Origin of the sequence: Paraburkholderia sp. J8-2 (assembly GCF_905220195.1) — a bacterium.
Classification (GTDB): Bacteria; Pseudomonadota; Gammaproteobacteria; order Burkholderiales; family Burkholderiaceae; genus Paraburkholderia.
In genome coordinates, this window is record NZ_CAJMZA010000038.1 from 35,409 (window position 1) to 61,500 (window position 26,092).

The window sequence follows — 26,092 nt, forward strand, 5'->3', positions numbered from 1 at the left end:
GACACCTTTACGGTCGTTGCCGTTGCCGCGGATTGAGGGCCTCGGTCAGGCCGTCGCCGAGCAGATTGAGGGCGAGCACGGCGAGGACGATGGCCGCGCCGGGAATCGCCGTGAGATACCACGCCGTGCGCAGCGAATCGCGTCCGGCGCCGATCATCGCCCCCCAGCTCATGACATTCGGGTCGCCCATGCCGAGGAACGACAACGACGACTCGATCAGAATGGCGCTCGCCACCATGACCGAAGCCGTGACGATGACCGGCGGCAACGCATTGGGCAGGATCTCGCCAAAAATGATGCGCGTATTGCTGAACCCCTGGCTGCGCGCCGCCAGCACGAAGTCCGAGCGCCGCAGCGTGCGAAACTCAGCGCGCACGATACGGGCGACCGTGGGCCACGAGGCAATGCCGATGGCGAGCGCGATGACCACCACGTTGGGCCGCCCGATCGCCACGAGCACGATCACCAGCAAAAACGACGGCACGGTCTGGAAGAGTTCGGTGAGGCGTACCAGCGCGTCATCGATCAGACCTCCGAAATAACCGCCGATCGCTCCCACCAGCGTGCCGATCACAAGCCCGATGCCGGCGGACGCCGCGCCGATCAGCAGCGACACGCGCGCACCGTGCGCGATGCCGGCCGCTACGTCGCGCCCGAGCGAATCGGTGCCGAGCCAGAACTGCGGGTCGCTGCCCGGCCATTCGAACGGGCCTCCCACCATGTCGAGCGGGTCGCCTGGGTAGAGCCGCGGCGCGAGCACGGCGAGCACCACGAATGCGGCGAGCAGTGCGAGGCCGGCGCACGCCGATGGGTTGCGCACCAGCGCGCGCCAGAAAGCAAGCCCGGCGCGCCGTGCGGGCGCGCCTGCGCGATCAGCGCCCCGGCGGCCAAGCAGCGCAAACTCCAACTGACGCCGCCACGGCGAACCCTGGCTTGCGGCGGCGCTTCCGGTTGCAACCGGCAGATCCGGCGATTCGAAACTCATTGCGGTTCCTCCGTTAACTGACGCGCGGATCGAGCCACGCCTGCAGCAGATCGACCACGACGTTCGCGACGATCACGAGCAGCGACGACAGGAGCAGCACGCCCAGCAGCACACTGAAGTCGCGCGCGAGCACCGCATCGAGTGCGAGGCGGCCGAGCCCCGGCCAACTGAACACGGTTTCCGTCACGGCCGCGCCGCCAAGCAGCGTGCCGAAATGCAGCCCCACGAGCGTGGTGAGCGGCATCAGCGCGTTGCGCAGCACGTGCCGCAACGTTACGCGCCACGGATGCAGACCCTTGGCCTGCGCCGTGCGCACGAAATCCTGGCGCTGGACTTCGATCATCGCGGCACGCGTAATGCGCGCGTAGATCGCCACGAAGAAGGTGGCGAGTGTTGCCGCGGGCAGCAACACGTGACGCGCGACATCGGCGACATAGGCGAAGCCGTGCAGGTTCGCCCCGATCGTGACGTTGCCGCCGCTCGGCAGCCACCCAAGCCGGACCGCGAACAGAATGATGGCGAGCAGGCCGATCCAGAAGCCCGGCGTGGAATAGAACAGCAGCGCGCACACCGACAACACGCGATCGGGCCACTTGCCTGCCCAGTGCGCCATCACCGCGCCGAGCACCACGCCGACGACGAGTGCGAGCGAAAGCGCCACGCCCATCAGCAGCAAGGTGTTGGGCAGCCGCGAGAGGATCAGCTGCATGACGGGCATGTCGTAGCGCGGCGAATAGCCCAGGCTGAAATGCGCGAGATGCTTCAGATACGTCCAGAGCTGCACGAGCAAGGGCTGGTCGAGCCCGAACTTCGCGCGCAGCAGGGTCATCGTTTCCGTTGTCGCCGAGCCGGCCTCGCCCGCGATCACGTCGGCGGCGTCGCCCGGCATCAGCTTGAGCAGGAAGAAGTTGAGAATCACGATGCCGAGCACCGTGGGCAGCGCCTGCCAGGCGGTGCGGCGCAGGATCGTTTGCCAGCGAACGCTTCGGCTCATCGTTGGACTCCGTCGGGTGTTGCGGTGCGCATGGGGTGCGCAGTCAGGCACTGAGCCAGACATCGGCGAAATTGCCTTCCAGGCCCTGCGCGCTCACCGTGTGATCGTGCACCCGGCGGTTGGCGAGCGTGACCATGCGCGGCGCGACGAGATTGAGAATCGGCAGATCGCGGTAAACGGTCTGCTGAAACTGCTTGTAGAGGCTCACGCGCCGGCTTTCGTCGATTTCAACCGATGCCGCTTCGAGCAGACGGTCCGCTTCCGGGCTGCTGTAATGCGGCGCATTCGAGAACGGCACTCCGGGCCGGATATTTTTCGACCAGTAAAGACGCTGCACGCCCACAGCCGGATCGAACAGCGTGTTCACGCCGATGCTCGTGAAGTCGAACTGGCGGTCGGCGTAGACACGCTTGAGGAACGAAGGAAGATCCTGCGAGCGCACCGTGACATCGATCCCCACACGTGCGAGCGCCGATTTCACATAGCCGGCCTGGCGCTGGTACATGTCGCCGTATGGCAGGTAATCATGGGTGAGCTTGAAGCGCACGCCATCCGCGCCGCGCGGCTTGCCTGCCGCGTCGAGCAGCGCCTCGGCCGCGTGCGGGTCGAAGGCGTAGGGCGTGATCTGCGCGTCGTGATACGGCGAAGCGGGCGTGATGGGCGTGGGCGAGACATCCGCATAGCCATAGGCCACGGTCTTTTGCACGATCTGCGGGTTGATGGCGTGCGCGATGGCCTGGCGCACGCGCGGGTCCTTCAACACCGGATGATCGAGATTGAAATCGATCTCGGCCAGCGGCTCGAGAAAGCGATAGCCGCGCGTTTCGGTCACGAGCTGCGGCAATTGCGTGAGGCGCGGCAAGTCGGTGAGCGGCACGGGGTTCTCGCCGCCCAGGTCGAGCGCGCCGGTCTCGAACGCTGCCGAGCGCGCGGCCGGATCGGGAATGACCTTGTACACGAGCGCATCGATATAAGGTTTGCCGGCGTCCCAGTAGTCGGGATTGCGCTCGTAGACGATGCTCGCGCCCCGCGTCCACGACTTGAAGCGAAACGGCCCCGTGCCAATGGGCGCGTTGTTGTGCGGGTTCGTGAGCGGATCGCCCGAGGCGTACAGGTGCTTCGGCACGATGGGCGACTCGCCCGCCGAAAGCGCCTTCAGCAGAAATGGTGCGGGCTTCGACAATTCGATGATGGCCGTGCTGGCGTCGGGCGTCTGCACTTTCGTCACGTTCGCAAAGGTACTGCGCCCGCGCGGGTGAATCGCCTTGAGCAGATCGACCGAGAACGCCACGTCTTCGGATGTAAATGGCTGGCCATCGTGCCAGCGCACGTTTTGCCGCAGCTTGAACGTGTAGCGCAGACCATCGGGGCTCACGGTCCATGCGGTCGCCAGTTGCGGTTGGGGATGCAGGTCGAAGTCGTAGGAAAGCAGACCTTCCAGCACCTTGGAGCTTGCCGCGAGCGCGGGACCGGTAGTCTGGAAGATCGAGACCAGCACCGGCGGCTCGGGATTGATCAGCACGTTCAGCGTGCCGCCGCGTTTGCGCGTAACAGCGCCCTGGGCGCGGGCAAGCGCGGGCAGCCCCGCCGTGGCGGCGGCTGCGCCGCTTGCAATGAGAAATTCTCGACGGGTCAAACGTGACATGCTGATGCGTTCCGATATGAATGGGGCAAAGCGGGGCTCTGCGAAAACCGGTCAATTCGCGCCGTGGCGACAGTTCTGCAATCGTAGCAACGGCCTTCTCGCGCGCTAACCAAGCGATGCTGCTATCCATATGAACTCACGCACCGAACCGCAAATGCAGCAGTGCGGCCATTCAATTGGAAAGCAGAAAAGCTTCTTTGTTATTCGCGCGCGGCGCGTGTTTAATCAATCGATTGAATGAACAACCAATTGATCAGCAAAGGCGCCCGGCGCCGCAACGAACTTCCAAGGTGTCTGTCTTGAGCGAAATTCACGTGGCCGAGCCGCGCCCATCTACCGCCGCCGCCACCCCCTTCGTGCCTGTGGCCTCCCCCGCTGCCTTTGCCGATAGCCCGGTGGCGCGCGCGTTCGCGCAGCCGCTCATGCTGGGCCTGTTCCTGCCGATCCAGGCTGGCGGATGGAGCGCGTCCACGCTGCCGCGCAGCACGGACTGGTCGTTCGACTACAACGCCGCGCTCGTGCAAAAGTGCGAGGCGCTCGGCTTCGATCTCGTCTTCGCCCTGTCGCAATGGCTGCCAAAAGGCGGCTATGGCGGCGTGTTCGACGGTCACGCGCTCGACTCGTTCATGACGCTGGCCGCGCTGACCGCGCGCACCGAGCGCATCATCCTGGCGGCGACGACCCACGTGCTCTACGGGCCGTGGCACCCGCTGCACTTCGCCAAGTTCACGGCCACGCTCGATCACATTTCGCGCGGACGTTGGGGCATCAACGTGGTCACGGGGCATCGTGCCGTCGAACACGAAATGTTCGGCTGGAACCGCATCGAGCACGACCGGCGCTACGAGATGGCCGCCGAATTTCTCGAGGCCGTGCAGCAGTTGTGGGCGCAACCGGATAACCTCAGTTTCGAGCCGGAACTCTCGGGATGGCGGCTGCAAGGCGCGTTCGTGACGCCCAAGCCGCGCTACGGACGCCCGCTGCTCATCAACGCGACGGGCTCCGATGCGGGCATCGACTTCGCCGCGCGTTACTCCGATGTGGTGTTCATCACGAGCCCGGCCGGCCCGCAGATCGATCGCGCGCTGGAGGCGCTGCCCGCGCACGTCGTACGCGTCAAGACTGCGGCGCGCGCGTATGGACGCGAGGTGCGCACGCTGATCAATCCGATGGTGATTTGCCGCGAGACTTCGGCCGAGGCGCGCGACTATCACGACGCCATCGTCGCGCACGCCGACGAAGGGAGCTTTCACCGTTTCGACAGCGACGCACACGCATGGCGAGGCGGTTTCGAAGATCGCGCAAAGGCGGCCTCGCGCGCTGTGGGCGGCAACATTGCGATCGTGGGCTCGCCCGAAGAGGTGGCCGACAAGATCATCAAACTTCACGCGGCGGGCATCGACGGCGTGCAGTTGAGCTTCTACGATTTTCAGCCCGACCTGGACTTCTTCGGCGAACGCGTGCTGCCGTTGCTGCACGAGGCGGGGTTGCGCCGCTGAAGCAGTGGGTACGCGGCACCCGAAGCACCGCGTACCCACTGCTTCAGGCGTGCTGCAGCGCCGCGCCCGCCGCCGCCTCGCGACCGCCCGGCCGTTCGAGCCCGAGATGCGAGCGCAAGGTGTTGCCCTCGTATTCGGTTCGAAAGAGTCCACGGCGTTGCAGGATCGGGACCACGCCATTCACGAATGCTTCCAGCCCGTCCGGCAGTGCGTCGGGCATGAGGTTGAAGCCGTCGGCGGCCTCGCCCGTGAACCAGTGCTCGATATCGTCCGCGATCTGCTCTGGAGTGCCAACGATCACGCGATGGCCGCCGCCGCCCGCGAGCGAGCGGATCAGCTCGCGTACCGTGTGGCCGCCTCGCCGCGCCTCGGCTATCGTCGCGTGAAAGAACGTGTGATTGCCGTTGCCGCCGCCCGGCAGCGCGAGGTTATCCGGCAGGCGCGCGTCGAGTTCGAGCTGATCGGGCGAAAGGCCCAGCGTGCCGGCGAGGCGCGTGAGGCTGTAGCGCCACGGAATCTGCTCGACGAGTTCGTCGCGACGCCGCAATGCCTCGGCCTCGGTCGCGCCGATAACGGTGGTGAGACCCGCCAACACCTGCACGCCCTGGGTTCGCCCGTATGCGGCGGCGCGCGCGTTGAGATCGCGCCGGTACGCGGCCGATTCCTCGAACGATTGCGACGCGGAGAAGACGGCCTCCGCGTGACGCGCGGCAAGATCGCGGCCGTCGCCTGAGCCGCCCGCCTGCACGAGCACAGGGTGCCCCTGCGGCGCACGCGGGAGGTTCAGCGGCCCCTGCACCTTGAAAAAGCGCCCCTCGTGCGCAACAGGCCGTACCTTCGTCACGTCGATGAAGCGCCCGCTTGCCTTGTCGCCAACGAAGGCGTCGTCCTCCCAGCTGTCCCAGAGCGCCTTGACGAGTTCCGTGAACTCGGCGGCCCGCGCATAGCGTTGCGCGTGATCGGGCACCGCGTCGTGGCCAAAGTTGCGCGCCGAGGGCAAATCGGCCGTCGTCACGACATTCCAGCCCGCACGGCCACGGCTCACATGATCGAGCGTGGCGAAGCGGCGCGCGATATTGTAGGGCTCGTTGTAGCTCGTCGAAGCCGTGCCGATCACGCCGATATGCGTAGTCGCCGCGGCGATGCTGGCGAGCAGCACGGTGGGCTCGAGCGCCGTAATCGGGCGGAAGTCGATCTGGTCGATGATCGCGGCATTGTCGGCAAGAAACACCGCATCGAACTTCGCGCTTTCGGCAAGTTGCGCGACACGCACATAGTGCCCCACGTCCACGAATGCGCGAGGATCGGCTTCGGCCAGACGCCAGGCGGACGGCACAAAGCCCGAATGCAGGATATTGACGTTCAGATGCAACTGGCGCGACGCTTCGGTTCGGCTCATCTCGTGGCCACTCCTCGAATCATGGATTTCAGAAAACGCGGCCTTCGGTGAGGTGCGTCGTCACGCCGTTCAAGGCGTAGTCGCCCACCACGCGCGCCTTGTGCAGCAGCGGGTTGTGACTGAAGATCGTGCGCAGGTTGCGCCAGTGCCGGTCGAAATTGTGCGCACGCGAAGTGGCCGAAGCGCCACCCGCTTCGAACAGGCGCTCGCCCGCTTCCAGCGCGAGCTTGCTGACCACGAGTTGCGTGCGCGCCGTGGCCAGTGCCCCTTCCAGCACGAGTGCATCGGCGTCTGGCGCACCCGCGCGGATCGCTTGTGCCGATCGATCGAGCGTGCGGGCGTTCTCGCGCACGAGCGCATCGATCGCATGGCTATGCGCGGAAAGTGTGCCGACGATCTGCTGGATGAACGCGTCTTCGCGCGCAGAGGGCGCCGTGCTGTGCAGCACGGGCCGCCCGTGCTCCAGCACGTAGCGCTTCGCATCGGCAACCACGTTGCGAACGATGCCCGCCGCCACCGCCACCAGATGGAGTTGGCGCAGCGCGCCGCCATGACGGCCGGCAAGCGTGGCGAGGCCCCGTTCCGTGATCTCGTCCGCCCGTACCAGCAGATTCTCGAACACGAGACTGCCGCTCGCCGTCATGCGCTGCCCCATGCCGTCCCAGTCGTCGAGCACCGTGAGCCCATCACGCCGGACCGGCACGATCGCCACGACCGGCTGGCCCTCGTCGTTGAGCACGCTCAGGCGCGCATAGTCGGAAAAGGCCGTGCCGGTCGAATAGTACTTGCGGCCGTCGAGCCGATAATCCTTGCCGTCGCGCCTGAGCGCCGTGGTGTATTCGCCCGGACGCGACGTACCCAGCTCGGTCGAGGCGCCGCCGAAAATCGCACCGTCGATTACACGCCGAATCTGCAAATCGTTGAACGGCGTGCGCGCCGAGAGCAGCAGCGCTTCGGTCTGATCGTAGTGAATGCGCAGCGCGTGCGCGAGATTGCTGTCGGCGGCGGCCAGCGCGGCGATCACGTCGAATTCGTCCACGAGCGAGCCGCCCAGACCGCCCCATTCCACCGGCAACCTGAGGCGCCCCAACCCCGAGCGGCGAAACGCGTCGAAGCCTTCGAAAGGCAGTTCGCGGCGCCCTTCGCGCGCCGCTGCGTCTTTGCCGATTTCGTTCGCAAGCGATGGCAAGTTGGCGAGCGCGTCCTGCAACGACAAATTCGGCGAAAGTTCAGTGGGAAGTGCGGACATTGAGTTTTCCTTTTCGTCAGGCCTCGAGGCGTTTGGCCAAAAGGGAAAGTATAGGGAGCGCATTGCCCGCGACTAACCACGGAATTCGCATTTTGTTATTCGTCTGTCTGCGTTGGCCTGCATTGTGCGCATTCAAGCAGCATGACGTTGCGGCCAAAGCAAATCACGCTGGCGCGGGGACCTATTTCACGAATCGTTCTTTGACCGCGCAGCAAGCGCTTGCCGATAATCGTTCGCTCCAGTCTGCCCGCGCAGACGCTATGCGCCGAGTGCCCATTCGCGACCGAGGAATCTTCATGACGCTTCTCTGGTACACCCGTTGCCCTGCACCGACGCCATTTGGCATTGCCGCGCAGCAAGGACTGCTGCAGGAGGAATTCGCTGCCGACGGCATCGAGGTGAAGGCGCTGCAGGACGCCGCCGATCCGTCGATTCGCCGCTCGCACTTCACGCATACGCAGCCATGGTCGTTTCGCCAGGGCGGCAACATTCCAGCGCTGTGGGCACGAGCGCAAGGCAGCGACACGCGGCTCATCGGCGTGAGCTGGGTCGACGAGTTTCAGGCGCTCATTACACTCGATCCGCGCCTCACACCAACACGCGCCTCGCTCGCCGGCCGTCGATTCGGATTACCGATCAATCACGCCGCCGAAGTGGTCGATTTTCACCGCGCCACTGCGCTGCGCGGCTTTCACACGCTGCTCGAAGCCATCAGCGTCTCACCTGGCGATGTCGAACTGGTGGATCTGCCGCATGCGCCTCGTGGTCTCGCGCACGCGAAACCGGAAGAATCCGCACCGCTTGCCGAATGGCTCGATGCGCAGCGCGCTCACGAATTTGCACGCGAGGCCGCGGCGCTCTTGCGCGGCGAAGCCGACGTGGTGTTCGTCAAGGGCGCGACGGGTCTCGACATAGCCAACGTAATTGGCGCGCGCGTGCTGGTCGAAATCAGCGCGCATCCCGATCGCCGCGCGCATGCGAACAACGGGACGCCGCGCCCGCTTACCGTCGATGCTCAACTCCTGCGCGAGCGTCCCGACCTCGTCGAACGCGTGCTCGCACGCACGCTCGACGCCGCCGCGTGGGCCCATGCGCATCCCGGCGAGGTCACGCGTTATGTGGCGCGCGAAGTGCGCAGCGCCGAGCACTGGGTGACGCGCGCCTATGGCGCTGGCTTGCACCGGCAACTGGCAATCGGGCTGGATGCCGGGGCGCTCGGGGCGCTCGAGCACTTCAAGCGCTTTCTCTTCGAGCACGGTTTTATCGCAGCCGATTTCGACTTCGCACAATGGGTCGATCCGGCGCCGCTCGAGGCGGCGCTTGCGCGTCGGGCGGCATTCGCCCGCTAACTCGTGAAGCGTGGCCCCTTGCGCTCCCAACTTTCTGATCGCCTTTTTGCCTAATCGATGATTCCTCTCCTCCTGCGCACGTCGGCACGTCGTATCGTTCTGCTGGTTCTGGTCATGGCGAGCGTCATCGCGCACGTCGCCGCGCACGCTCAGACACGCGGCGGCACGCTCAATTTCGTGGTGATGCCGGAGCCAACGGCGCTCGTGGACGTCGCCACGACAGCCGTGAATGTCCTCAAAGTCAGCCCGAAAGTGGTTGAAGGATTGCTCGACTACGACTTCGATTTGAAGCCGAAGCCGCTGCTCGCCACATCATGGGAGATCGAGGATGGCGGCCGCCGTTATGTGTTTCACCTGCGGCACGGCGTGAAATGGCACGACGGCGCGCCGTTCACTTCGGCCGACGTTGCGTGGTCGATCGACTCGCTGCGCAAGGTGCATCCGCGCGCGCGCACCACCTTCGCGAACGTCACCGCGATCGCCACACCCGACCCCTATACGGTCGTGCTGACGCTCAGCGAACCGACACCGTGGCTGATTCGCGCGTACTCGGCCTCGGAAACGCCGATCCTGCCGAAGCACATTTACGAGGGCAAGGACGTGCTCGCCAATCCGGCCAATAATGCGCCCATTGGCACCGGTCCGTTTCGCTTCGTCAAATGGGTGCGCGGCAGCTACATCGAATATGCGCGCAACGACGATTACTGGAACGCAGGCAAGCCGTATCTGGACCGCATCATCGTGAAGATCATCGCCGATCCCGCCGCGCGTGCAGTGGCGTTCGAGGACGGCTCGGTCGATCTCGCCGGCGATACGCCTGTTCCGCTCGCCGACCTCGATCGCCTCAAGGCCAACCCGAAGCTCGGTATCGAAACACGCGGCTACGAATTTCAGGCGGGCGTGGCGCGTATCGAGTTCAATCTCGACAATCCCGTGCTCGGGCAATTGAAAGTGCGTCAGGCGATTGCCTCGGCGATCGATCGCGAAGTCATCCGCAAGGTCATCTACTACGGCTACGCCACGCCCACCGCGAGCCCGCTGATGCCGTCGAACCGCTACTACGACGCTGCGCCCACGCCCTACCCGTTCGACGTGGCGCGCGCGAACCGTCTGCTCGACGAGGCCGGTTATCCGCGCAAGGCGGACGGCACGCGCTTCGCGCTCACGCTCGACCCGCTGCCGATTGGCGACCTGCCCGCGCGCACGGGCGAGTACATCAAGTCGGCGCTCGCGCGGGTGGGAATCGCCGTGACGATCCGCAATCAGGATCTTGCCGCCTATTTGAAGCGCGTTTATACCGACCGGCAGTTCGATTTCACCGTGAACGGCATGAGCAATCTGTTCGATCCGGTGGTCGGCGTGGCGCGCTTGTATACGACCGACAATTTCCGCCCCGGCGTGCCGTTCACGAACGGCTCGCACTACAGCAACCCGCAAATCGACAGCCTCTTTGCACAAGCCGCGCGAGAAAGCGATGAAACAAAGCGCAAGCAGCAGTTCGCGCAAATCCAGCGTATTCTGGAGCGCGATCTGCCGGATCTGAATCTCGTCTCGCCGCAGTGGGTGACGCTCGCCTCGAAGCGCGTGCACGACCACTCCATTTCACCCGACGGCACGGCCGCGAGTTTCGCCGATGTCTGGCTTTCGCGGTAAGCGCGCTCACGTCGCACTGATTGCATGAACAAAGGAAAATCCATGGAATACCGGCAACTTGGCCATAGCGGCCTGAAAATCTCCACGCTCACGCTGGGCACGATGATGTTCGGCGGACAGACCGACGACGCCACGGCCGAACGCATCATCGGCGCCGCGCAGGAACAAGGCGTGAATTCGATCGATACTGCCGACGTCTATCACCAGGGTGAATCGGAGCGCGTGGTTGGCCGCCATATTGCACGGCAGCGCGACCGCTGGGTGCTCGCCACGAAGTTCGGCAACCCGTTCGACTTCTCGCCCGGCAGCGGCAGCCGCGACATCAACGCAGCCGGCGCGTCGCGCAAGCACGTGATCCGCGCGGTCGAAGCGAGCCTGGCCCGCCTCGGTACCGATTACCTGGACCTCGTGTATCTGCATCGCGAGGACCACCACACCCCTGTCGAGGAAACGGTGCGCGCGCTGGGCGACCTGATCGCGGCCGGCAAGCTGCGTCACTACGGTCTGTCGAATCATCGCGCATGGCGTATTGCCGAGTTCAGCCGTGTAGCCGATTTGCTGGGCGTGCCGCGGCCCGTCGCGAGCCAGCCCCTCTACAACCTCGCCAATCGCCAGGTCGAGGCGGAGCAGTTGAGCGCCGCGTGGCACTATGGACTAGGCGTGATTTCGTACAGCCCGCTCGCGCGCGGCGTGCTGACCGGCAAGTACGAACCCGGCGCCCAGCCCGGCGCCGACACGCGCGCGGGACGCCAAGACCGCCGCCTGAACGAGACTGAATGGCGAGCGGAGACGATCGAACTCGCGCGGCGTGTAGAGGCGCATGCGCACGCACGCAAGCTCAGCGCTGCGCAATTCGCGCTGGCGTGGGTGCTCAATAGCCGCTATATCACTTCGGCGATTGCGGGGCCGCGCACGGAGGCGCAATGGCGCGATTATCTGCCCGCGTTGCAGTACCGTCTCGATGAGGATGACGAAGCATTCGTCGATTCGCTCGTGGCGAGCGGCCATCCGTCGACACCGGGATTCAATGACCCGGGCCACCCGTTCTTCGGCCGCATCGTGCGCCATGGCGCTGCACCCGACCCGCGTGCGCCGGGCGGCGAACGTTAAACGCACAGGGAGTGCACCGTGAACGCATTCACGCCAGACGCCACGCTCGCGCGCGACGACGATCAGGCGGCCGCGTTGATCGAGCGCGCGGCGCTGCTGGGCCGCGCGTTTGCCGCCGTGGCCGACGAGCATGACCGCGACGCCACCCCGCCGCTCGAGCAGTTCCGCGCGTTGCGCGAAGCGGGCCTGCTTCGCGCGAATATCGCGCGCCGCGACGGCGGCTTCGGCGCCGGGCTCGCGCTCGCGCGCGCCATAGTCGCCGAAGTGGCCTATGGCGACCCATCGGTGGCGCTCATTCTCTCGATGCACTACAGTCAGCACGCCATGATCGTGCACGACGCGCGCGAGAACACGGGCCACTGGCCCGCAGCGCTCGCGCGACGCCTCACGCGTGCGAGCGTGGAAGGCCGCGCGCTCGTCAACGCGGCCCAGGTCGAGCCGGCGCTCGGTTCGCCCTCGCATGGCGGCCTGCCCGAGACGCTCGCGCGCCGAGAAGGCGGCACGTGGCGCATCACGGGCCATAAGCTCTATGTGACGGGCGCACCCTTGCTCGCGTGGATCAACGTGCTCGCACGCACGGACGAGCCCGAGCCGCGCCTCGGCCATTTCCTCGTGCCCCGCGAGGCGGCGGGCGTGCGCATCGTGGAGACCTGGGACCCGCTCGGCATGCGAGCGAGCGCGAGTCACGACGTGGCGTTCACGGACGTGGCGATTCCCGTTGACGATGTTGTCGGCTTGCGGCCGGCCCATCTCGGCGTGCAGCGCGATCCGCATGCCACGGCGTGGTACTTCAGTCTCGTCGGCACCGTCTATGACGGCGCAGCGCGCGCGGCCCGCGACTGGCTGCTCGCCTTCCTCAGTGAGCGCAAACCGGCCGCGCTCGGGGGCGCGGCGCTGGCCACCGTTCCCATCGTGCAGGAAAACGTGGGGCGCATCGAGATGCGGCTGGCTAGCAACGACTGGCTGCTGCGCACGCATGCCGAGGCGATCGACGCAGGCACCGCGCCCGCCGAGCTGTCCGCCCTCGTCAAGCACGACGTGGTCGACAACGCCATTCAGGCCGTTGAGATCGCGCTTGAACTCGCGGGCAACCATGGGATTGCGCGGCACAATCCGCTCGAACGCCATCACCGCAATGTGCAGTGCGCGCGTATTCACGCGCCGTCCAATAGTTTGCTGCGGAGCATGGCCGCGCGCCGCGCGCTGGGCGTGTGAGAAAACCCCGTCGCGCGAGTTGCGGCCGGGGTGGATACGTTGTGCCGAGCGCTAGACGATGCCCGGCGCAGCCGCTTCCAGCACGTTCACGCGTTTTGGAATCAGCTTCAGGTCAAAGAACGTATCGGCGATCTGCTGCTGCTCCGCAAGAATGGCTTTCGTGATAGGGCCTGTGCCGAACTGCACGCGTGCGATTGCCTCGCTAGCCGCATCGTTCGGCAGACCCCACAACTGCGCGAGCTGGGTGGCGAGCGCGGCCCGGTTAGCCTGCCCCCATTGGTCGATCTGGCTCAATTCGTCGATGAGAATTTTGATGACATCGGGGTTCTGCTTCGCGTAGCTGAGCGACGAGAAGTAGTAGGCGCGGTTGCCGACCACGCCGCTCGCGTCGGCGAGAATGCGCGCGTCGAGGGTTTTTTGCGCGGCGGCGAGGAACGGGTCCCAGATCACCCACGCATCGATGGAACCGCGCTCGAACGCCGCGCGCGCGTCGGCGGGCGCGAGGAACACGACTTTCACGTCGCCATACTGGATGCTGTGCGCTTGCAGCAGCTTCACGAGAAAATAGTGGACGTTGCTGCCGCGATTGAGCGCAATCGTCTTTCCCCTGAGATCCGCCACACTGCGTATCGCTGAAGCGTGAGGCACCAGCACCGCTTCCGACTGCGGGCGCGGCACCGTGGCCGCGACGTAGGCGAGCGGCGCACCCGCTGCCTGCGCGAAGATGGGGGGCGCCTCGCCCACGTCGCCAAAGTCGATCGAACCCACGTTGAGCGCTTCGAGTTGCACCGGGCCTGCGTCGAACTCTGTCCACGTGACGGAGACACCAAGCGGAGCGAGCCGCTTCTCGAGGGTTCCACGTCCTTTCAGAAGACTCAGATAACCTTTCTGATTGCCTACGCGCAGCGTACGCGCTGCGCTGGCCGCGCGCGCGGGTCCCGCGTTGAGCATGGGCAACGCGGCGAGCGCAGCGGCTCCCGCTGAGATGCGAATGAAGTGACGGCGTGCGTTCATGCCCGGTTGTCTCGACGTGAGGTCGACAGTGAATAAGGAAGAAGCCGATGTTATAAGCCGCGCGGCGCAGCGAAAACCATCAAATCCTGCGTTTCTAATTCTCGCCGCAGATAACCGTATTGCTTTGCGTTCTATGTCACCAGTCGATATGTAAATCTCGATTTAATATTGGCCGCCCCAAAGTCTCACAACCATAATCGGCCTTCCCAGACCGCGAAGGCCTCCATCGTGATAAATAAATTAGTTATCCAAATAGTATTTTCCACTATCGCACTGTTTGCGCTGCAATTGCCGGTGCACGCTGCCGACAATGCCGCTCACGTGTTGCGCGTCGGCTTCGTGCCCGGCCCATACGCCGACGAATTCCGCGAAGGCGTCGAGCCGCAACTCAAACGCAAGGGTTACACCGTTCAGTATGTCAACTTCAGCACCGGTCTCGAAGCAAATCAGGCGGTTTGGCACGGCGAGATCGCGGCGGACGTGATGCAGCACAACGTCTATCTGAAGGCATACAACGACCGGAACGGCACCGATCTCGTCGGCGTCGTACAAGTGCCGACACCGCCTATGGGCCTCTACTCGACCCGCCATCGTTCGCTCTCCGAGGTGAAAGCCGGCGCAACGGTCGCCGTGCCGAACGACCCCGTCAACCTCGAACGCGCGCTCAAGATTCTCCAGTCGATCGGCTGGATCCGCATTCGCGAGAATCCCAATCCTGTCGATGTCTCCGAGCGTGACGTGGTCGCCAATCCTGCTGGCATCCGTATCGTCCCGCTCGAAACTGCACAGGCGCCGCGCGCCCTCGAGGACGTCGATTTCGCGGCGATCCAGGGCAACTTCGCCATTTCCAGCGGGCACCGTTTGACCGAAGCGCTGGCGCTCGAGCAAATGCGCTCGCCATACGTGAATCAAGTGGTCGTCAAATCGGCGAACCGCAACTCACCGGAGACCGCCGATATCGTCGCGGCCTATCGGTCGGAAGAGTTCCGTGCCGCGATCCTGCGCAATGAGACCTACAAAGGCTATCGCCTGCCCGATTACTTCCCGCACTAACGCATTCCAGATTGCCGCTGTCTAGTCTCGACCACGTTTTAAAACAAGACCCGAACCATGAAAAAAACACTTCTCGCGCTCACTACCATCGCACTATCACCCGCCGCAGCCTACGCTCAGAGCAGCGTGACGCTCTACGGTATCGTCACGGGCAACGTGACCTACACGAATAACGTTCAAACAGCGGCAACGGCCGCCGGTGGCAAACCCACCGGGGGCGGCCAGGTCGCCCAGTTCGACAGCGGCACCTCGGGCCCGAGTTCGAGCCGCTGGGGCCTGAAAGGCACCGAAGATCTGGGCGGCAGCGTGAAGACGTTGTTCGTGCTCGAAAGCGGCTTTAGCGTGAGCAATGGCACGCTCGGCCAGGGCGGCACCCTGTTCGGCCGTCAGGCATGGGTCGGGCTCACCGCGCCGAACTACGGCACCGCATCGCTTGGGCGTCAGTCCGACGCCGCGGTGGATTACGTGTCGCCGCTGCTCTATGCGTGGTACTTCGGCAATCTCGCGATCCATCCGGCCGACTACGATAACCTCAACTTCACGCACCGCATCAATAACGCGATCAAATACAGTTCGGACTCCTTTGGTGGATTCCGGTTTGGCGCGTTATACAGCCTGGGCGGGATTGCCGGCAACTTCACGCAGAACCAGTACTGGTCCACGGGCTTCAGCTATTCCGGACCGAGCGTTGCGATCGCCGCGTCGATCATCAACGCGCGCAATCCGAACAACTCGCTCTATGGCACGAATGCGAACGCGAGCGCCACGGGCAACAATCTCGGCTCGGCCGGTTCCGCCACGAGCCCGGCATCGAATCCGTCCATCTCGGGATTCGCCTCCGCGCGCACGCAGCAAACGGTCGCCGTGGCCTCGACCTGGACCATCGGCTCGGCCATCCTGGGCCTCGCCTGGTCCAACACGCAATACCGCGATCTCGGCGCTACGGCCTCGCTCAACACGCAGAACTACCACGGCACGGCCTCGTTCAGTACGGTGGGCGCGAGCGTGCGTTATCAGGTCACGCCGTTCCTGCGCGTGGGCACGTCGTTCGATTACACGAATGGCGGCAACCTGAACGGCAGTGGTGGCGCGCGCTATGAGCAGTGGAACCTGGGCGCCGGCTACTCGCTCTCGAAGGCCACCGAACTGTACGCAACGGCCGCGTACCAGCACGCAAGCGGCGTGGACTCGTGGGGCCGCCAAGCGGTCGCGGACATCGGCTACCTGTCGCCCTCGACAACGTCGAATCAGGTTGCGGTGTCTGCGGGTATCAAGCACCTGTTCTAACGCGCAACGCGAGCCGCCGTTCAGCCGATTCGAGGGCGCCGGCTCGCTCGTCCATCCTGTTGGATAATGAGGCGTTCGTTTGGACGCGCACGCTCATCCGCCCTACGATGCGTGTCGCCACTCTCACTCCGGAACGCCTGCCATGTCCTCAACATCCGCTTATCTTCCGCACGATCTCGACAATGCGCTGCTCGTCGGCCGCGTCTGGCGGCCCACACCAGAGGGCGACGGCCCCTGCGTCGTCGTCGTGCGCGGCGGCATGATCTTCGATATTTCGCAGATTGCCCCCACCACGGCCGACTTGTTCGAGTACGACGATCTGCTCGATGTCGTGCGGCATACGCCCGGCGAGCCGCTCGGCACGGTTGATGCGCTGCTCGAACACAGCCTCGCGGGCGATCGCCCCGACGATCGCCCTTCGCTGCTCGCGCCGTGTGACCTGCAGGCCATCAAGGCTTGCGGTGTGACGTTCGCCGTGAGTCTTCTGGAGCGCGTTATCGAGGAACAGGCCGGCGGCGATCCTGCCAAAGCGCAGGACGTGCGCGCGGAAATCACGAAGCTGATCGGCGCCGATCTTTCGAAGATCAAGCCCGGCTCCGCGGCCGCGATCAAACTGAAGGAAGCGCTTCAGCGCCGCGGCGCGTGGTCGCAATACATGGAAGTCGGTATCGGCCCGGATGCCGAGGTGTTCTCGAAGTCCCAGCCGATGTCTGCCGTAGGCTTTGGCGCCGATATTGGCCTGCATCCCGCCTCTGCGTGGAATAACCCCGAACCCGAAATCGTGCTCGCGGTGAACAGCCGCGGCGAGGTGGTCGGGGCGACGCTCGGCAACGACGTCAATCTGCGCGATATCGAAGGCCGCTCCGCTCTGCTGCTCGGCAAATGCAAGGACAACAACGGCTCGTGCGCCATTGGGCCGTTCATTCGTTTATTCGACGAAACGTTCACGCTCGACTCGGTTCGCGCCACCAGCGTCTCGCTGCGCGTGGAAGGTGCGGACGACGGCTTTCTGCTCGAAGGCGTGAGTCATATGCAGGAAATCAGCCGCGATCCGCTCGATCTCGTTTCGCAGGCGTGGGGCCGGCACCATCAGTATCCGGACGGTTTCATGCTGTTCCTCGGCACGATGTTCTCGCCGATCAAGGACCGCGACGCGCCCGGCGGCGGCTTCACCCATCACCTTGGCGACCGCGTCACGATCAGTGCGCCGCCGCTTGGCGGCATCGTCAACACCGTGCGGCTCTGCACGGAAATCGAACCGTGGACGTTCGGTGTGCGGGCGCTTTACGCCAATCTCGCCGAGCGCGGTCTTTTTTAAGGTTCTTCGTGGATTTGCGGGGAGATCGGTTGCGGGCAGGCGGTAGTCGGCCCGAATCGGCCAGTTGGAAAAGATTGGGCAACGTCGTGTTCAACGACGTGAGACTCCGAAGCTCATCGGGGCGCCATGATGCGCAGCACAGGATGCCCGTCGACGTCCTTCAGCGGATACCAGGACCGATGCGTCTGCGCATCGACAGTCACAACATGTGCGTTCGGGCCGACCCTGCCGTCGCCGATCCTCGTCACGCGGGTCGCGCCCACACGGAACATTGACACGACGCCCGCCTCGCCGGCCACGTATGCCACGTGCAATACGGGATCGAACGCCAGCACATCCGGATCGCCGCCGACGTCGTACGCCTCGACAACCTTCATCGTGCGCATGTCGAGCACAAGCAGGCGATCGTTGTCCTCACAGGCAATCAGTGCGAGGCGTGATTCCGGAATGAGCAGCAGTCCGTGATTGCCTTTCGCGCCCGGGAGCTCAATACGCGCAACAACCGTGTTGCTGGCCGGGTCTATCTCCACCAGTTGGCGACGTGTCTGTACGTTGACGAAGATGTGCCGGGAGACCGGGTCGTATTGCGAATTGCCCACTTCACCGTCGAGCGGAATCGTCGCAATACGGCGGTTGCCCGGGACATCGATCACCGTCTCCGTTTCTCCTGTCTCATCGGATACGAAGAGTCTGCGCGTATCGGGCGCGTACGCCATGCCGTCCGGATAGACGCCCCCGGGCGCCCGTGCGGCGATCTTCAGTGTGCGCTCGTCGATCGCGACAATCTCGTTCGTGCCGGTCGCCGAAGCGAACACGCGGGACAGTTCGGGAACCGCCAACACGCCGTGCACGGCGGAGATGCCGGGAATACGCGCGACGACGCGCGATGCGAGTGTGTCAAATACGACGACTTCGCTGTCTCCCAGATGCGCGATGAACAGCAGATGCCTGCCGGGGTCGTAGCTTTCATAATCGAATCGTGACGCGCGCCCTGGCAGCGGCACATCCTCGATGTGCTGCAGTGGCAGGTTGCCGCTCGCCGCGTCATCCGCGCCATCCGCACCATGCGCAATACAGCCGGCGCAGCTTCCGGCTGCGATCGCGGCCGCGAACAACATGCTGATGAGCGGCGCAACGAGGCGATGACCCGCGTGCCCGCCGATCACGATGCTCCTCCGTCCGGCCTGATACGACGGAAAACTGCGAGCACCGCGAGATCGTAGGCAATCTTGAGCGTGCCGCACGCTATGAGTGGTGCGCCGAGCCAGCCGGCGCCGAGCAGCCCGCCGGCGATCGTTGGCGCGATAGCCGCCGCGAGGCTACGCGGCACTGCCGTGAAGCTTGCCGCGGCCGGTCGTTCGGCTGGCGTCACGACGGCCATCACGTAAGCACTGCGGGTCGGCACATCGAGCTGCGACAGCGCACTGCGTACCAGCAGCAACACGAGGGTCAGCGGCAGCGAATGCGTGAAGGCGGCAGCGATCAGGCACACGCTCGAGGGAATGTGGGTGAACACCATTGTGTTGAGCAGGCCGATCCGGCGGGCAATCGGCGCAGCCGCCAGTTGCGAGCCGGCACTGAGCAGCCCCGACCAGAAAAAGAACTGCCCAGCGTGGGCGAGAGACAGACCAAAGCGCTGAATAAGCCACAGCGTCAGCAGTGAGTTCACGAGCAGCCCACCTGCAAACGCGTCGATGCTGAACAGCAGCGCGAGGCGTGTGACGATCCCGCGTGACGGCCCGAGCGGCGCCCGGACCGCCGCCGTGTGTGCCTGACGCTTCGGCAGGCGGAGGTATAGCAGAAATACAGCGATGCCCGTTATCGCGTAGAGGATGAACATCCCGCGCATGGCGAGGAGCGCGGAAACCCTGGAATGCGCCGCCATCCACTCCGGGAGCCCGGAGAGCAGCGCGCCCAGTGCAGCCGACAGCCCGCCCACGAGGCTGTAGCGGGCGAAAAGCGCAGTCCGGGCGTCGCCAGTCGCGGACTCGGCGAGCCGTGCGTGCTCAAGCGGCAGGAACAGGCTGACGTCACCCGAACTCGGATTGAGCGTGCCGACAAATGCGACCACGAGCAACGGCCATAGTGACGACAGGAATCCAAACGCAAGACCGGTTGCTGCCATCAGGGCGGCAGCGAAAAGCAGCAGCGCGCGTTGCGGATAACGGCTACCTAGCAGGCCGACCACAATCGTCGCAACGGCCGAGCCCAAAAGCGTGGAAGTGCCGATCAGGCCCACCGTGAGCTTCCCGAAGCCAAGCGACAGAAGATACGCTGGCAGCAGCACGGCGACGAAACCGTCACAGATCCCGCGCAAGCTCCTTGCCGCAAGCAGCAGCCATGCACCCCGGTCCACGCCCGCAGGCCGGAGCCGGATCGAAAGTGGCGCCCTGGCTGGAGTCATGGCAGTACCCGGGTTGTCGTCTCGACGTTACACCACGCGCGGGCATCCTGCCCGCATGCTTCAGGCCTGCGCGCGCGACGGCATTGCCGCCTGAAGTCTCATTGCGGCGTTATCCCAGTTGATGACGCTGCACAGCGGGTTGACGCACGCCGCTTCAACATGTAAAGCGCCATCTGGCCACGCGTGTATCCGGGCACGTGCGCCGTCGTCGTGCTCATGGGCGCCCCCTCGTATTGCTGCCCTTTTCACTGGCTGCGGAAAGCTCGCGCAGCAGGTTATCTGAGGGTTCATGTAGATGAGGCTAGTTGTATGTAGCGTCATCTACAAGTTAACTCTGCGCACGAGCGTCAGATCGGGACCATTCACGGTCCGCGTCAATGGCTCGCAGCGTCCGCAGCGCGTTTAGCCAAGGCAAAAGCATCACTAGCGGAGGCGGGAGCCTTGAGCCGATACATCTCCTCAAGTCTGGCGTGAAGTGCAGCAGCATCAAAGCGCTTGCCGGCCTGAACCAGATTTCCTACGCTCGTGAGCTCCCCGGTCAACAACACGTAGAATCGAAGTTCATCCAGTGAGTCCCAGCATTCACACACCGTCTGCAGCGCTTTCAGGTGAAGGCCAGAAAGATAGTCAAATGCCTCATGCGGTTGAAAGCTGATGGAAACCGTGTTCGTTACGTCAAGAGGCGACAACGTGCCGGCCTGAATAATCAAGTACAACGTAATCGCTGCTGCGGTCACGGAATGCACTGACCGGCAATCGATATCCGAAGCAATAGCATATGCTTGCGAAAACTTCTCACGATGCGATAAAAACCACGATACCGCGACGCGATATTCTCCTCCGTCGTTCATCCTCGCGCGCAATCCCTCTTCAACAACGTCGGCGTACTCTGAGTCGCTGAGAAAGCAAAGTGCGTCGTAGACTGCATAGTTCGAAGGCGGTGTTTCCATGCAGAAATTAAGCAGGCGTTCCGTCGCGGCCCACGACATCCTGAATTCCGTTGCGAGCGATAGAAGAAACGCGCCACCTTCAACTGTTGGTACCGGGTGCCCCCTTTCCATGGAGCGGCCCACCGTGGCACATTCGACGGCCTTCGCAACATTCCCCAATCCAAGGAACGCTAGAGCACAGCGCAACTCGGACTCAGCGGTTCTGACTTTTACGCGTTCCAGTAGCCCTTCAGCTTCTTTGAAGCGATGCATGAAAAGTTCGCTTGTCGCGAGGTCGACAATGTCTTGATCAGAACGTAGCAAGGTCCAGCATTTCTTCGCCAATCCGAGAATTGACGCCGCGAGAAGGACACCCGACGCTGCAATCATGGCCTCTTTGGTGAAACCACTGGGCCACTCACGAACGATGTCAAGCAAACTCCCAGGAGAGACTAACTTATGCCCGGAGTTCGTTACGGCTTCGAACATCGATTGCGTATCGTGGTCGAAACCTGCGTAAGCTATTGAGAGCGTGGCAACTTGTATCAGCGCGATTAGCGGAACGACGACTCTGGGATCCCACCTTGACCTCATGAGCTGATTCGTCGCGGCCTTTAGCGAGAGTAGCAACTTAATCTGGAAAAGGGTCGCGTAAAGCAGGAGCGCGGTTGCTAGCGCAAGGGTAGCGAAATCAGGCGGAAGTGCGCGCGGCCGCAGCAAGATGAGCGAAGCGAAAATGAGAAAGAATACAAACGGTTCAACGAGCCACGAGATTGAATGGTAGTTCTTCGTGGCTATGAAGCGTCCTTCGGAAGGGAGGCTCAATTTCTCCCACGTCATGACCGCAATATGCAAAGGCCAAACCAGGCCCTGACACAGCGCTGCGACGACGTCCAATGCCGTCATCAACACCCGCCGGCGCAATTGTTCCCATTCGGTTCCTTCAGCTGCTTGATACACCCTCGCCATCTCGGCACGACTGGATCGCGTGTCGCGAACGAGAATTACGTACGCAATTCGAAATCCGATTACCGCGTAGACAATGACGGCAAGCAACATCTTGATCTCCCCCACAATCAATTGCGTCCAAGCACCCCTCCACGACCGTGACCACTACATGTTTGATGCCATCGGCGATTTTGGTGATCGCGTCACCCGCCGCACCAATAGCCTCGACGAGATCCTTCAGCATCCTGATATTGATTTCCATCGCGGGCTCCTTGTTGTTGCTCTTGTGCAGCGCAGGCAGCGCGGGCCTTTCACGAAAGATAGGACGGGAGCAGCGGGAGTCAAGGAAATGACAGGCTTTGCTGGGGTGCGAATCCGTCGCGGGGCGTACAGGGAGTATCGCGTGATTGACGGTACCTCGACGCAACGATGCAGTTCCGCAACGCCCCGCCTCCCGTCACTGGAAAGCGAAGTCAGGCACCTGTGGCGCGCGGGCGAAAGGCTCGGCCCCCATCCTGGCGTTTGTGTAGGCATCGACGAATTTGTACGAGCCAAGGTCGGTCAGCTATTGCTTCTCAAACCGTCCTGCGGCCGATACTCGCGGCCGTTGGTGGACGGCGAATGTTGTCGAGTGGCGGCTTACGGCGACGTTGGCGCGCGCGTACAGTCGGCCAGTTCCGGCCGTTCATCAACACTGGGGCTTTGCCATTCAAATGTCTCTCCGGCCCAACGAGCAGTCGTTCAACCCGGTTTCCAGGTGATACATGCTTCAGATTAGCCTTGATCCGCCGCACCCGAATCAATTCATTTTTTTCCCAACCGGGTCCGCCACCGCGGTCTTGACGTCGAGTTCGTGCATATACGTCCCAATCAGGTCATCCACCGAAACGCGGCGGCCGATATCGTCAACCTGCTGCTCCAGTCCTTCCGCGCGAAGCATATCGCGCACGCTGCCATGAGCGGCAACGATCCGCAGGATCCCTCCCGCTTCGGAGAGCTCAGCATGCAGGGTAGCGAGCATCCGGGCTCCGGCGATATCAACCGCCGGAGAATTGGACAGATCGATTATCACCAGCTCGACCGCGCCCGTTGCCGCCCGGATTGTCTCCCGTACCGCTGCCCGTACATGGTCCGTGTTGAAGTAAACCAGCGAAGCCTCAACTCGGAAAATGAGAACACCAGGTATCCGCTCATTGTCGGGATGACGCTCGATATCCGAGTATCGGTGTGTTCCTGGAATGCGTCCGAGCACCGCCACGTGCGGATGTGCTGCGCGCCGGATGAGCAATAGCATCGACGCGAGTACCGCGAAGATCACCCCTTTGAGAATGCCCAGCAGCAATACGGCAATGAAGGCGACCATCGACACCATAAACTCGTAGCGGCTGGCGTACCAGACGTGGCGCAATTCGCGAATGTCAACGAGGCCCTTGACCGCCACCAGCACGACGGCCGCCAGAACGACGTTGGGCAGGTTGACCAGCAAACCTGTGAGGAACATCAGGCACAGGCCGATAGCAATCGACGCGAACACTAGCGCCAGCGGGGTCTTCGCGCCGGCCTTGTCGTTCACGGAGGACTGCGACAAACCACCCGCCACCGGGTACCCATGAAAGACGCCTACGGCGAGATTCGCCGCGCCGAGCGCCAATAGCTCCTGACGCGGGTCGATTTCATATCCGTGCTTCTGCGCGATAGCGCGTGCCGCCGATACGCTCTCCACGTACGACAACAGCAGACACGCGAACGCAAGCGGAACGATGCCATCGACGTCACGGACCCTGAGCGGCGGGAAATGAAAACCGGGCAATCCGCGCGGCAAATTTCCGACGACCGTGAACCCCATGCTGCCCAGTGGCGTCACCGACAGCAGCACGATGGAGAGCGCCACCACGAACAAGGCGACCGGGCGCCCAGGCAAGTATTTTTCGCCGAGCATCAGCAGGGCCAGCGCGCCAAGCCCGAACGCAAGCACGACAAGATGGGTGCCAGGAAGCTGCCCAACCAGAATCGCGACACGCTCATAGAACTGCTCACCGCCCCCTTTGACACCAAACAGCTTTGGCAATTGAGTCAGTGAGATCGTCAGCGCGGCTCCGGCCTTGAAGCCAAGCAGTATCGTTTCGCTGATGAAGTTCACAAGCGAACTGAGCCGCAGGAGCCACCCCAGCAGGCACATGGCGGCGATCAGTACCGCCGTCAATGCGGCAATGGACGCGAACCGTTCGGCATCGCCGCCGGCCATGTCCACGACCGTCACGCCGACGAGCATCGAGATTGCCGAAGTGGGTCCAATCGCCAGCTGGCGCGACGAACCGAACAGCGCGTAGAAGATCCCCCCCACCAGATAGCCATATATGCCGTATTGAGCCGGCAATCCAGCGAGCGTCGCGTAGGCTAGCGAGACAGGAATGCCGTAGGCAGCAAGCGTCACCCCGGCTACGAGATCGGAAGAAAGCCACCGCAGTTTGTAGTTCGTCAGCCATTGAGCCGGCGCCAAAATCGCACGCCAGCCTCTGGCGGTCGCCGCCCCGCTGGCGCTGACGGCAGCAACGTGCTCTTCGACCATTGCACCCTCCCTCCCGACGATGGGTCCGAATTGGCCTGTCCGGGATCCACAACTCAAGTCGGACTACGACCGGCCATGAAGAGTCGGGCCTCTCTCAAGAATAGATGATCCAGATGTCCGACTCGTCATCGCTACCACGGCCGGGATGTGGAGCACGTCGAGAGAAGTTCGACTTGTTTGGGACTAGCAGTCAGGTCATTGGCGTGCGCCGGTCTGAAAGGCGGTTCAGAGTTGGCTACGGCCGACCACGTTGGACGTTAGTCGGCGATGAAGCAACGCTCGCACAATTTGCGCACCGCATGCGAACGGATGACTCGCTATCGCGATCAGGCACCTTGCTCCAGCCTGGCCCCGGGCCGAACGTCTTTGTCGCCTCCGCTTTCGTGGCGCTGCCCGGCCCGAGGTCCCGTTCGTAGACCTGACCGGACTGGCGCACCATGAGCGTTTTGATGGCCGTCTCGCCGTACTTCACCTGGCAATGCGCCCTTGTGCTTGCGCAGGAAGTCGCTCATGTCCACCCTTCCCTGCGCTCGGTTGCACGCCTTGGCGTTTACGCCTAGTGGCATGAAATACGAAAAAATTGTCGTAAAAAGATAAAACGCGGGTTACGTGATCCCCTACAGTTCCACCCGCATTCTGTTTTTGTAACAAGATGTAAATGGGTTCGCTTCAGCGGTTGGTCACTGTGCCGCGTGGCACCATTTTATAAATGGCCGTAGAGGCCAACCTGTTTATTCTGTATGTGTAGGAGACCGAAGTATGAAGAGAATAATCATAACTGCTATTGCTGGCGCGACCGTCCTGATGTCCGGCTGTGCATCGATTGTTGGTGGGACGCAGCAAACTCTTTCTGTCGATGCGCATAAAGGCGCGGATACCGTGACTGGCGCAACGTGCGAACTGAAAAACGATAAAGGCACGTGGTTCCTGACTACGCCGGGGACCGTGACGGTTCATCGTTCCGCCGACGCACTGAATGTCACTTGCAAGAAGGATGGCCTTGAACCCGCGACAAGCACCGTGAAATCATCCGTCAAAGGTTCAGCGTTCGGTAACATTCTCTTCGGCGGCATTGTCGGCGCGGCTATCGACACCGCGAACGGTTCGGCTTTCGATTATCCCGACCTCATAACGATGCTGTTCGGCAAATCGGATTCAGAGAAAGCTGGAATCAAGCAGGACGTCAAAGCTGACGTGAAGTCAGAAGCGAAACCTGCCACCGCGACGAACTGATTTGGAGTGCCCCCTTCGGCGGGGCTTCTTCCAACGCGCCGTCGGTGAAAACCGGGACAAGGTGAGGCGGTCGTCAATTCTCACTTGATCCGCGATGCGCAAGGATTTTATCGGCCAATTTATTCGCGGCCTTGTCAAGGCAAATCTGTACCGACTTCGTTCAACACGAGCGATACCTGGATCGGACGCTGTAGTCCTGAAAGCAGGCGTTGCTGCTGCGAATGCGCAATGGCCGAAAC

The 26,092-nt window shown here is 63.2% G+C and carries 20 protein-coding genes and 1 pseudogene; 10 read left to right on the plus strand and 11 right to left on the minus strand.

What is annotated here, in order from left to right; translation table 11 throughout:
- Positions 1-7: 7 nt before the first annotated feature.
- From U5A52_RS38305 to U5A52_RS38315, 3 genes are read right to left on the minus strand one after another with little or no spacing between them, the layout of a single operon-like run.
- Complete coding sequence (locus U5A52_RS38305; RefSeq protein ID WP_321939313.1) at positions 8-985, minus strand: ABC transporter permease; 978 nt, start codon at positions 983-985, stop codon at positions 8-10.
- A gap of 13 nt (positions 986-998) precedes the next feature.
- A complete protein-coding gene (locus U5A52_RS38310; protein WP_321939315.1) occupies positions 999-1,979 on the minus strand; it encodes an ABC transporter permease in 981 nt (326 codons plus the stop codon).
- 43 nt (positions 1,980-2,022) lie between these two features.
- Complete coding sequence (locus U5A52_RS38315; RefSeq protein ID WP_321915789.1) at positions 2,023-3,624, minus strand: ABC transporter substrate-binding protein; 1,602 nt, start codon at positions 3,622-3,624, stop codon at positions 2,023-2,025.
- Positions 3,625-3,923: 299 nt separating this feature from the next.
- Between U5A52_RS38315 and U5A52_RS38320 the strand changes: the two genes are divergently transcribed.
- Positions 3,924-5,123 (plus strand): LLM class flavin-dependent oxidoreductase, encoded by a 1,200-nt coding sequence (locus U5A52_RS38320; protein WP_415774120.1) that lies wholly within the window; start codon positions 3,924-3,926, stop codon positions 5,121-5,123.
- A gap of 43 nt (positions 5,124-5,166) precedes the next feature.
- Here the strand turns inward: U5A52_RS38320 and U5A52_RS38325 are convergent, their stop codons facing one another.
- Entirely contained in the window at positions 5,167-6,522 is a 1,356-nt protein-coding gene (locus U5A52_RS38325; RefSeq protein ID WP_321939317.1) for an LLM class flavin-dependent oxidoreductase, read from the minus strand.
- A 28-nt stretch (positions 6,523-6,550) separates the two neighbouring features.
- Complete coding sequence (locus tag U5A52_RS38330; protein ID WP_321939319.1) at positions 6,551-7,771, minus strand: acyl-CoA dehydrogenase family protein; 1,221 nt, start codon at positions 7,769-7,771, stop codon at positions 6,551-6,553.
- 296 nt (positions 7,772-8,067) lie between these two features.
- Between U5A52_RS38330 and U5A52_RS38335 the strand changes: the two genes are divergently transcribed.
- The 4 genes from U5A52_RS38335 (at position 8,068) to U5A52_RS38350 (ending at position 13,098) form a co-directional block, all read left to right on the plus strand.
- Positions 8,068-9,120: an ABC transporter substrate-binding protein gene (locus U5A52_RS38335; protein WP_321939321.1), complete on the plus strand. Its 1,053-nt coding sequence runs from the start codon at positions 8,068-8,070 to the stop codon at positions 9,118-9,120.
- A 114-nt stretch (positions 9,121-9,234) separates the two neighbouring features.
- Complete coding sequence (locus U5A52_RS38340) at positions 9,235-10,773, plus strand: ABC transporter substrate-binding protein (protein WP_415774122.1); 1,539 nt, start codon at positions 9,235-9,237, stop codon at positions 10,771-10,773.
- A 42-nt stretch (positions 10,774-10,815) separates the two neighbouring features.
- Positions 10,816-11,883 carry an aldo/keto reductase gene (locus U5A52_RS38345; RefSeq protein WP_321939324.1) on the plus strand — a complete coding sequence of 356 codons (1,068 nt, stop codon included), beginning with the start codon at positions 10,816-10,818 and terminating at the stop codon, positions 11,881-11,883.
- Between the two features lie 18 nt (positions 11,884-11,901).
- Positions 11,902-13,098 carry an acyl-CoA dehydrogenase family protein gene (locus tag U5A52_RS38350; RefSeq protein WP_321939326.1) on the plus strand — a complete coding sequence of 399 codons (1,197 nt, stop codon included), beginning with the start codon at positions 11,902-11,904 and terminating at the stop codon, positions 13,096-13,098.
- A 51-nt stretch (positions 13,099-13,149) separates the two neighbouring features.
- Here the strand turns inward: U5A52_RS38350 and U5A52_RS38355 are convergent, their stop codons facing one another.
- Positions 13,150-14,112, minus strand: a complete 963-nt coding sequence (locus tag U5A52_RS38355) for a sulfonate ABC transporter substrate-binding protein (protein WP_321939328.1) — start codon at positions 14,110-14,112, stop codon at positions 13,150-13,152.
- A gap of 267 nt (positions 14,113-14,379) precedes the next feature.
- Here U5A52_RS38355 and U5A52_RS38360 point away from each other — a divergent pair, with 267 nt between their 5' ends.
- The 3 genes from U5A52_RS38360 (at position 14,380) to U5A52_RS38370 (ending at position 17,770) form a co-directional block, all read left to right on the plus strand.
- Positions 14,380-15,165: a MetQ/NlpA family ABC transporter substrate-binding protein gene (locus tag U5A52_RS38360; RefSeq protein ID WP_321915836.1), complete on the plus strand. Its 786-nt coding sequence runs from the start codon at positions 14,380-14,382 to the stop codon at positions 15,163-15,165.
- 57 nt (positions 15,166-15,222) lie between these two features.
- Positions 15,223-16,452, plus strand: coding sequence for a porin (locus U5A52_RS38365; protein ID WP_321939330.1), 1,230 nt, complete (start codon positions 15,223-15,225; stop codon positions 16,450-16,452).
- A gap of 142 nt (positions 16,453-16,594) precedes the next feature.
- Complete coding sequence (locus U5A52_RS38370) at positions 16,595-17,770, plus strand: fumarylacetoacetate hydrolase family protein (RefSeq protein WP_321939331.1); 1,176 nt, start codon at positions 16,595-16,597, stop codon at positions 17,768-17,770.
- Between the two features lie 113 nt (positions 17,771-17,883).
- Here U5A52_RS38370 and U5A52_RS38375 read toward each other — a convergent pair whose 3' ends face one another.
- The 3 genes from U5A52_RS38375 to U5A52_RS38385 all read right to left on the minus strand — a co-directional run bounded on the left by U5A52_RS38375 (position 17,884) and on the right by U5A52_RS38385 (position 22,162).
- Positions 17,884-18,888, minus strand: coding sequence for a YncE family protein (locus U5A52_RS38375; protein WP_321939333.1), 1,005 nt, complete (start codon positions 18,886-18,888; stop codon positions 17,884-17,886).
- Positions 18,889-18,932: 44 nt separating this feature from the next.
- On the minus strand, positions 18,933-20,174 hold the full coding sequence (locus tag U5A52_RS38380; protein ID WP_321939335.1) for an MFS transporter: 1,242 nt from the start codon (positions 20,172-20,174) through the stop codon (positions 18,933-18,935).
- A gap of 374 nt (positions 20,175-20,548) precedes the next feature.
- A complete protein-coding gene (locus tag U5A52_RS38385; RefSeq protein ID WP_321939336.1) occupies positions 20,549-22,162 on the minus strand; it encodes a hypothetical protein in 1,614 nt (537 codons plus the stop codon).
- Positions 22,163-22,220: 58 nt separating this feature from the next.
- Between U5A52_RS38385 and U5A52_RS38390 the strand changes: the two genes are divergently transcribed.
- Positions 22,221-22,829 carry a hypothetical protein gene (locus U5A52_RS38390; RefSeq protein WP_321939339.1) on the plus strand — a complete coding sequence of 203 codons (609 nt, stop codon included), beginning with the start codon at positions 22,221-22,223 and terminating at the stop codon, positions 22,827-22,829.
- 21 nt (positions 22,830-22,850) lie between these two features.
- On the opposite strand, the gene U5A52_RS38395 is transcribed toward U5A52_RS38390, so the two are convergent.
- Positions 22,851-24,620, minus strand: coding sequence for a sulfate permease (locus U5A52_RS38395; protein WP_321939340.1), 1,770 nt, complete (start codon positions 24,618-24,620; stop codon positions 22,851-22,853).
- A gap of 331 nt (positions 24,621-24,951) precedes the next feature.
- Positions 24,952-25,092: pseudogene (locus tag U5A52_RS38400) on the minus strand (DUF2950 family protein); the annotation flags it as partial.
- Positions 25,093-25,379: 287 nt separating this feature from the next.
- Here U5A52_RS38400 and U5A52_RS38405 point away from each other — a divergent pair.
- Positions 25,380-25,853, plus strand: coding sequence for a hypothetical protein (locus U5A52_RS38405; protein WP_321939342.1), 474 nt, complete (start codon positions 25,380-25,382; stop codon positions 25,851-25,853).
- Positions 25,854-26,092: the final 239 nt, after the last annotated feature.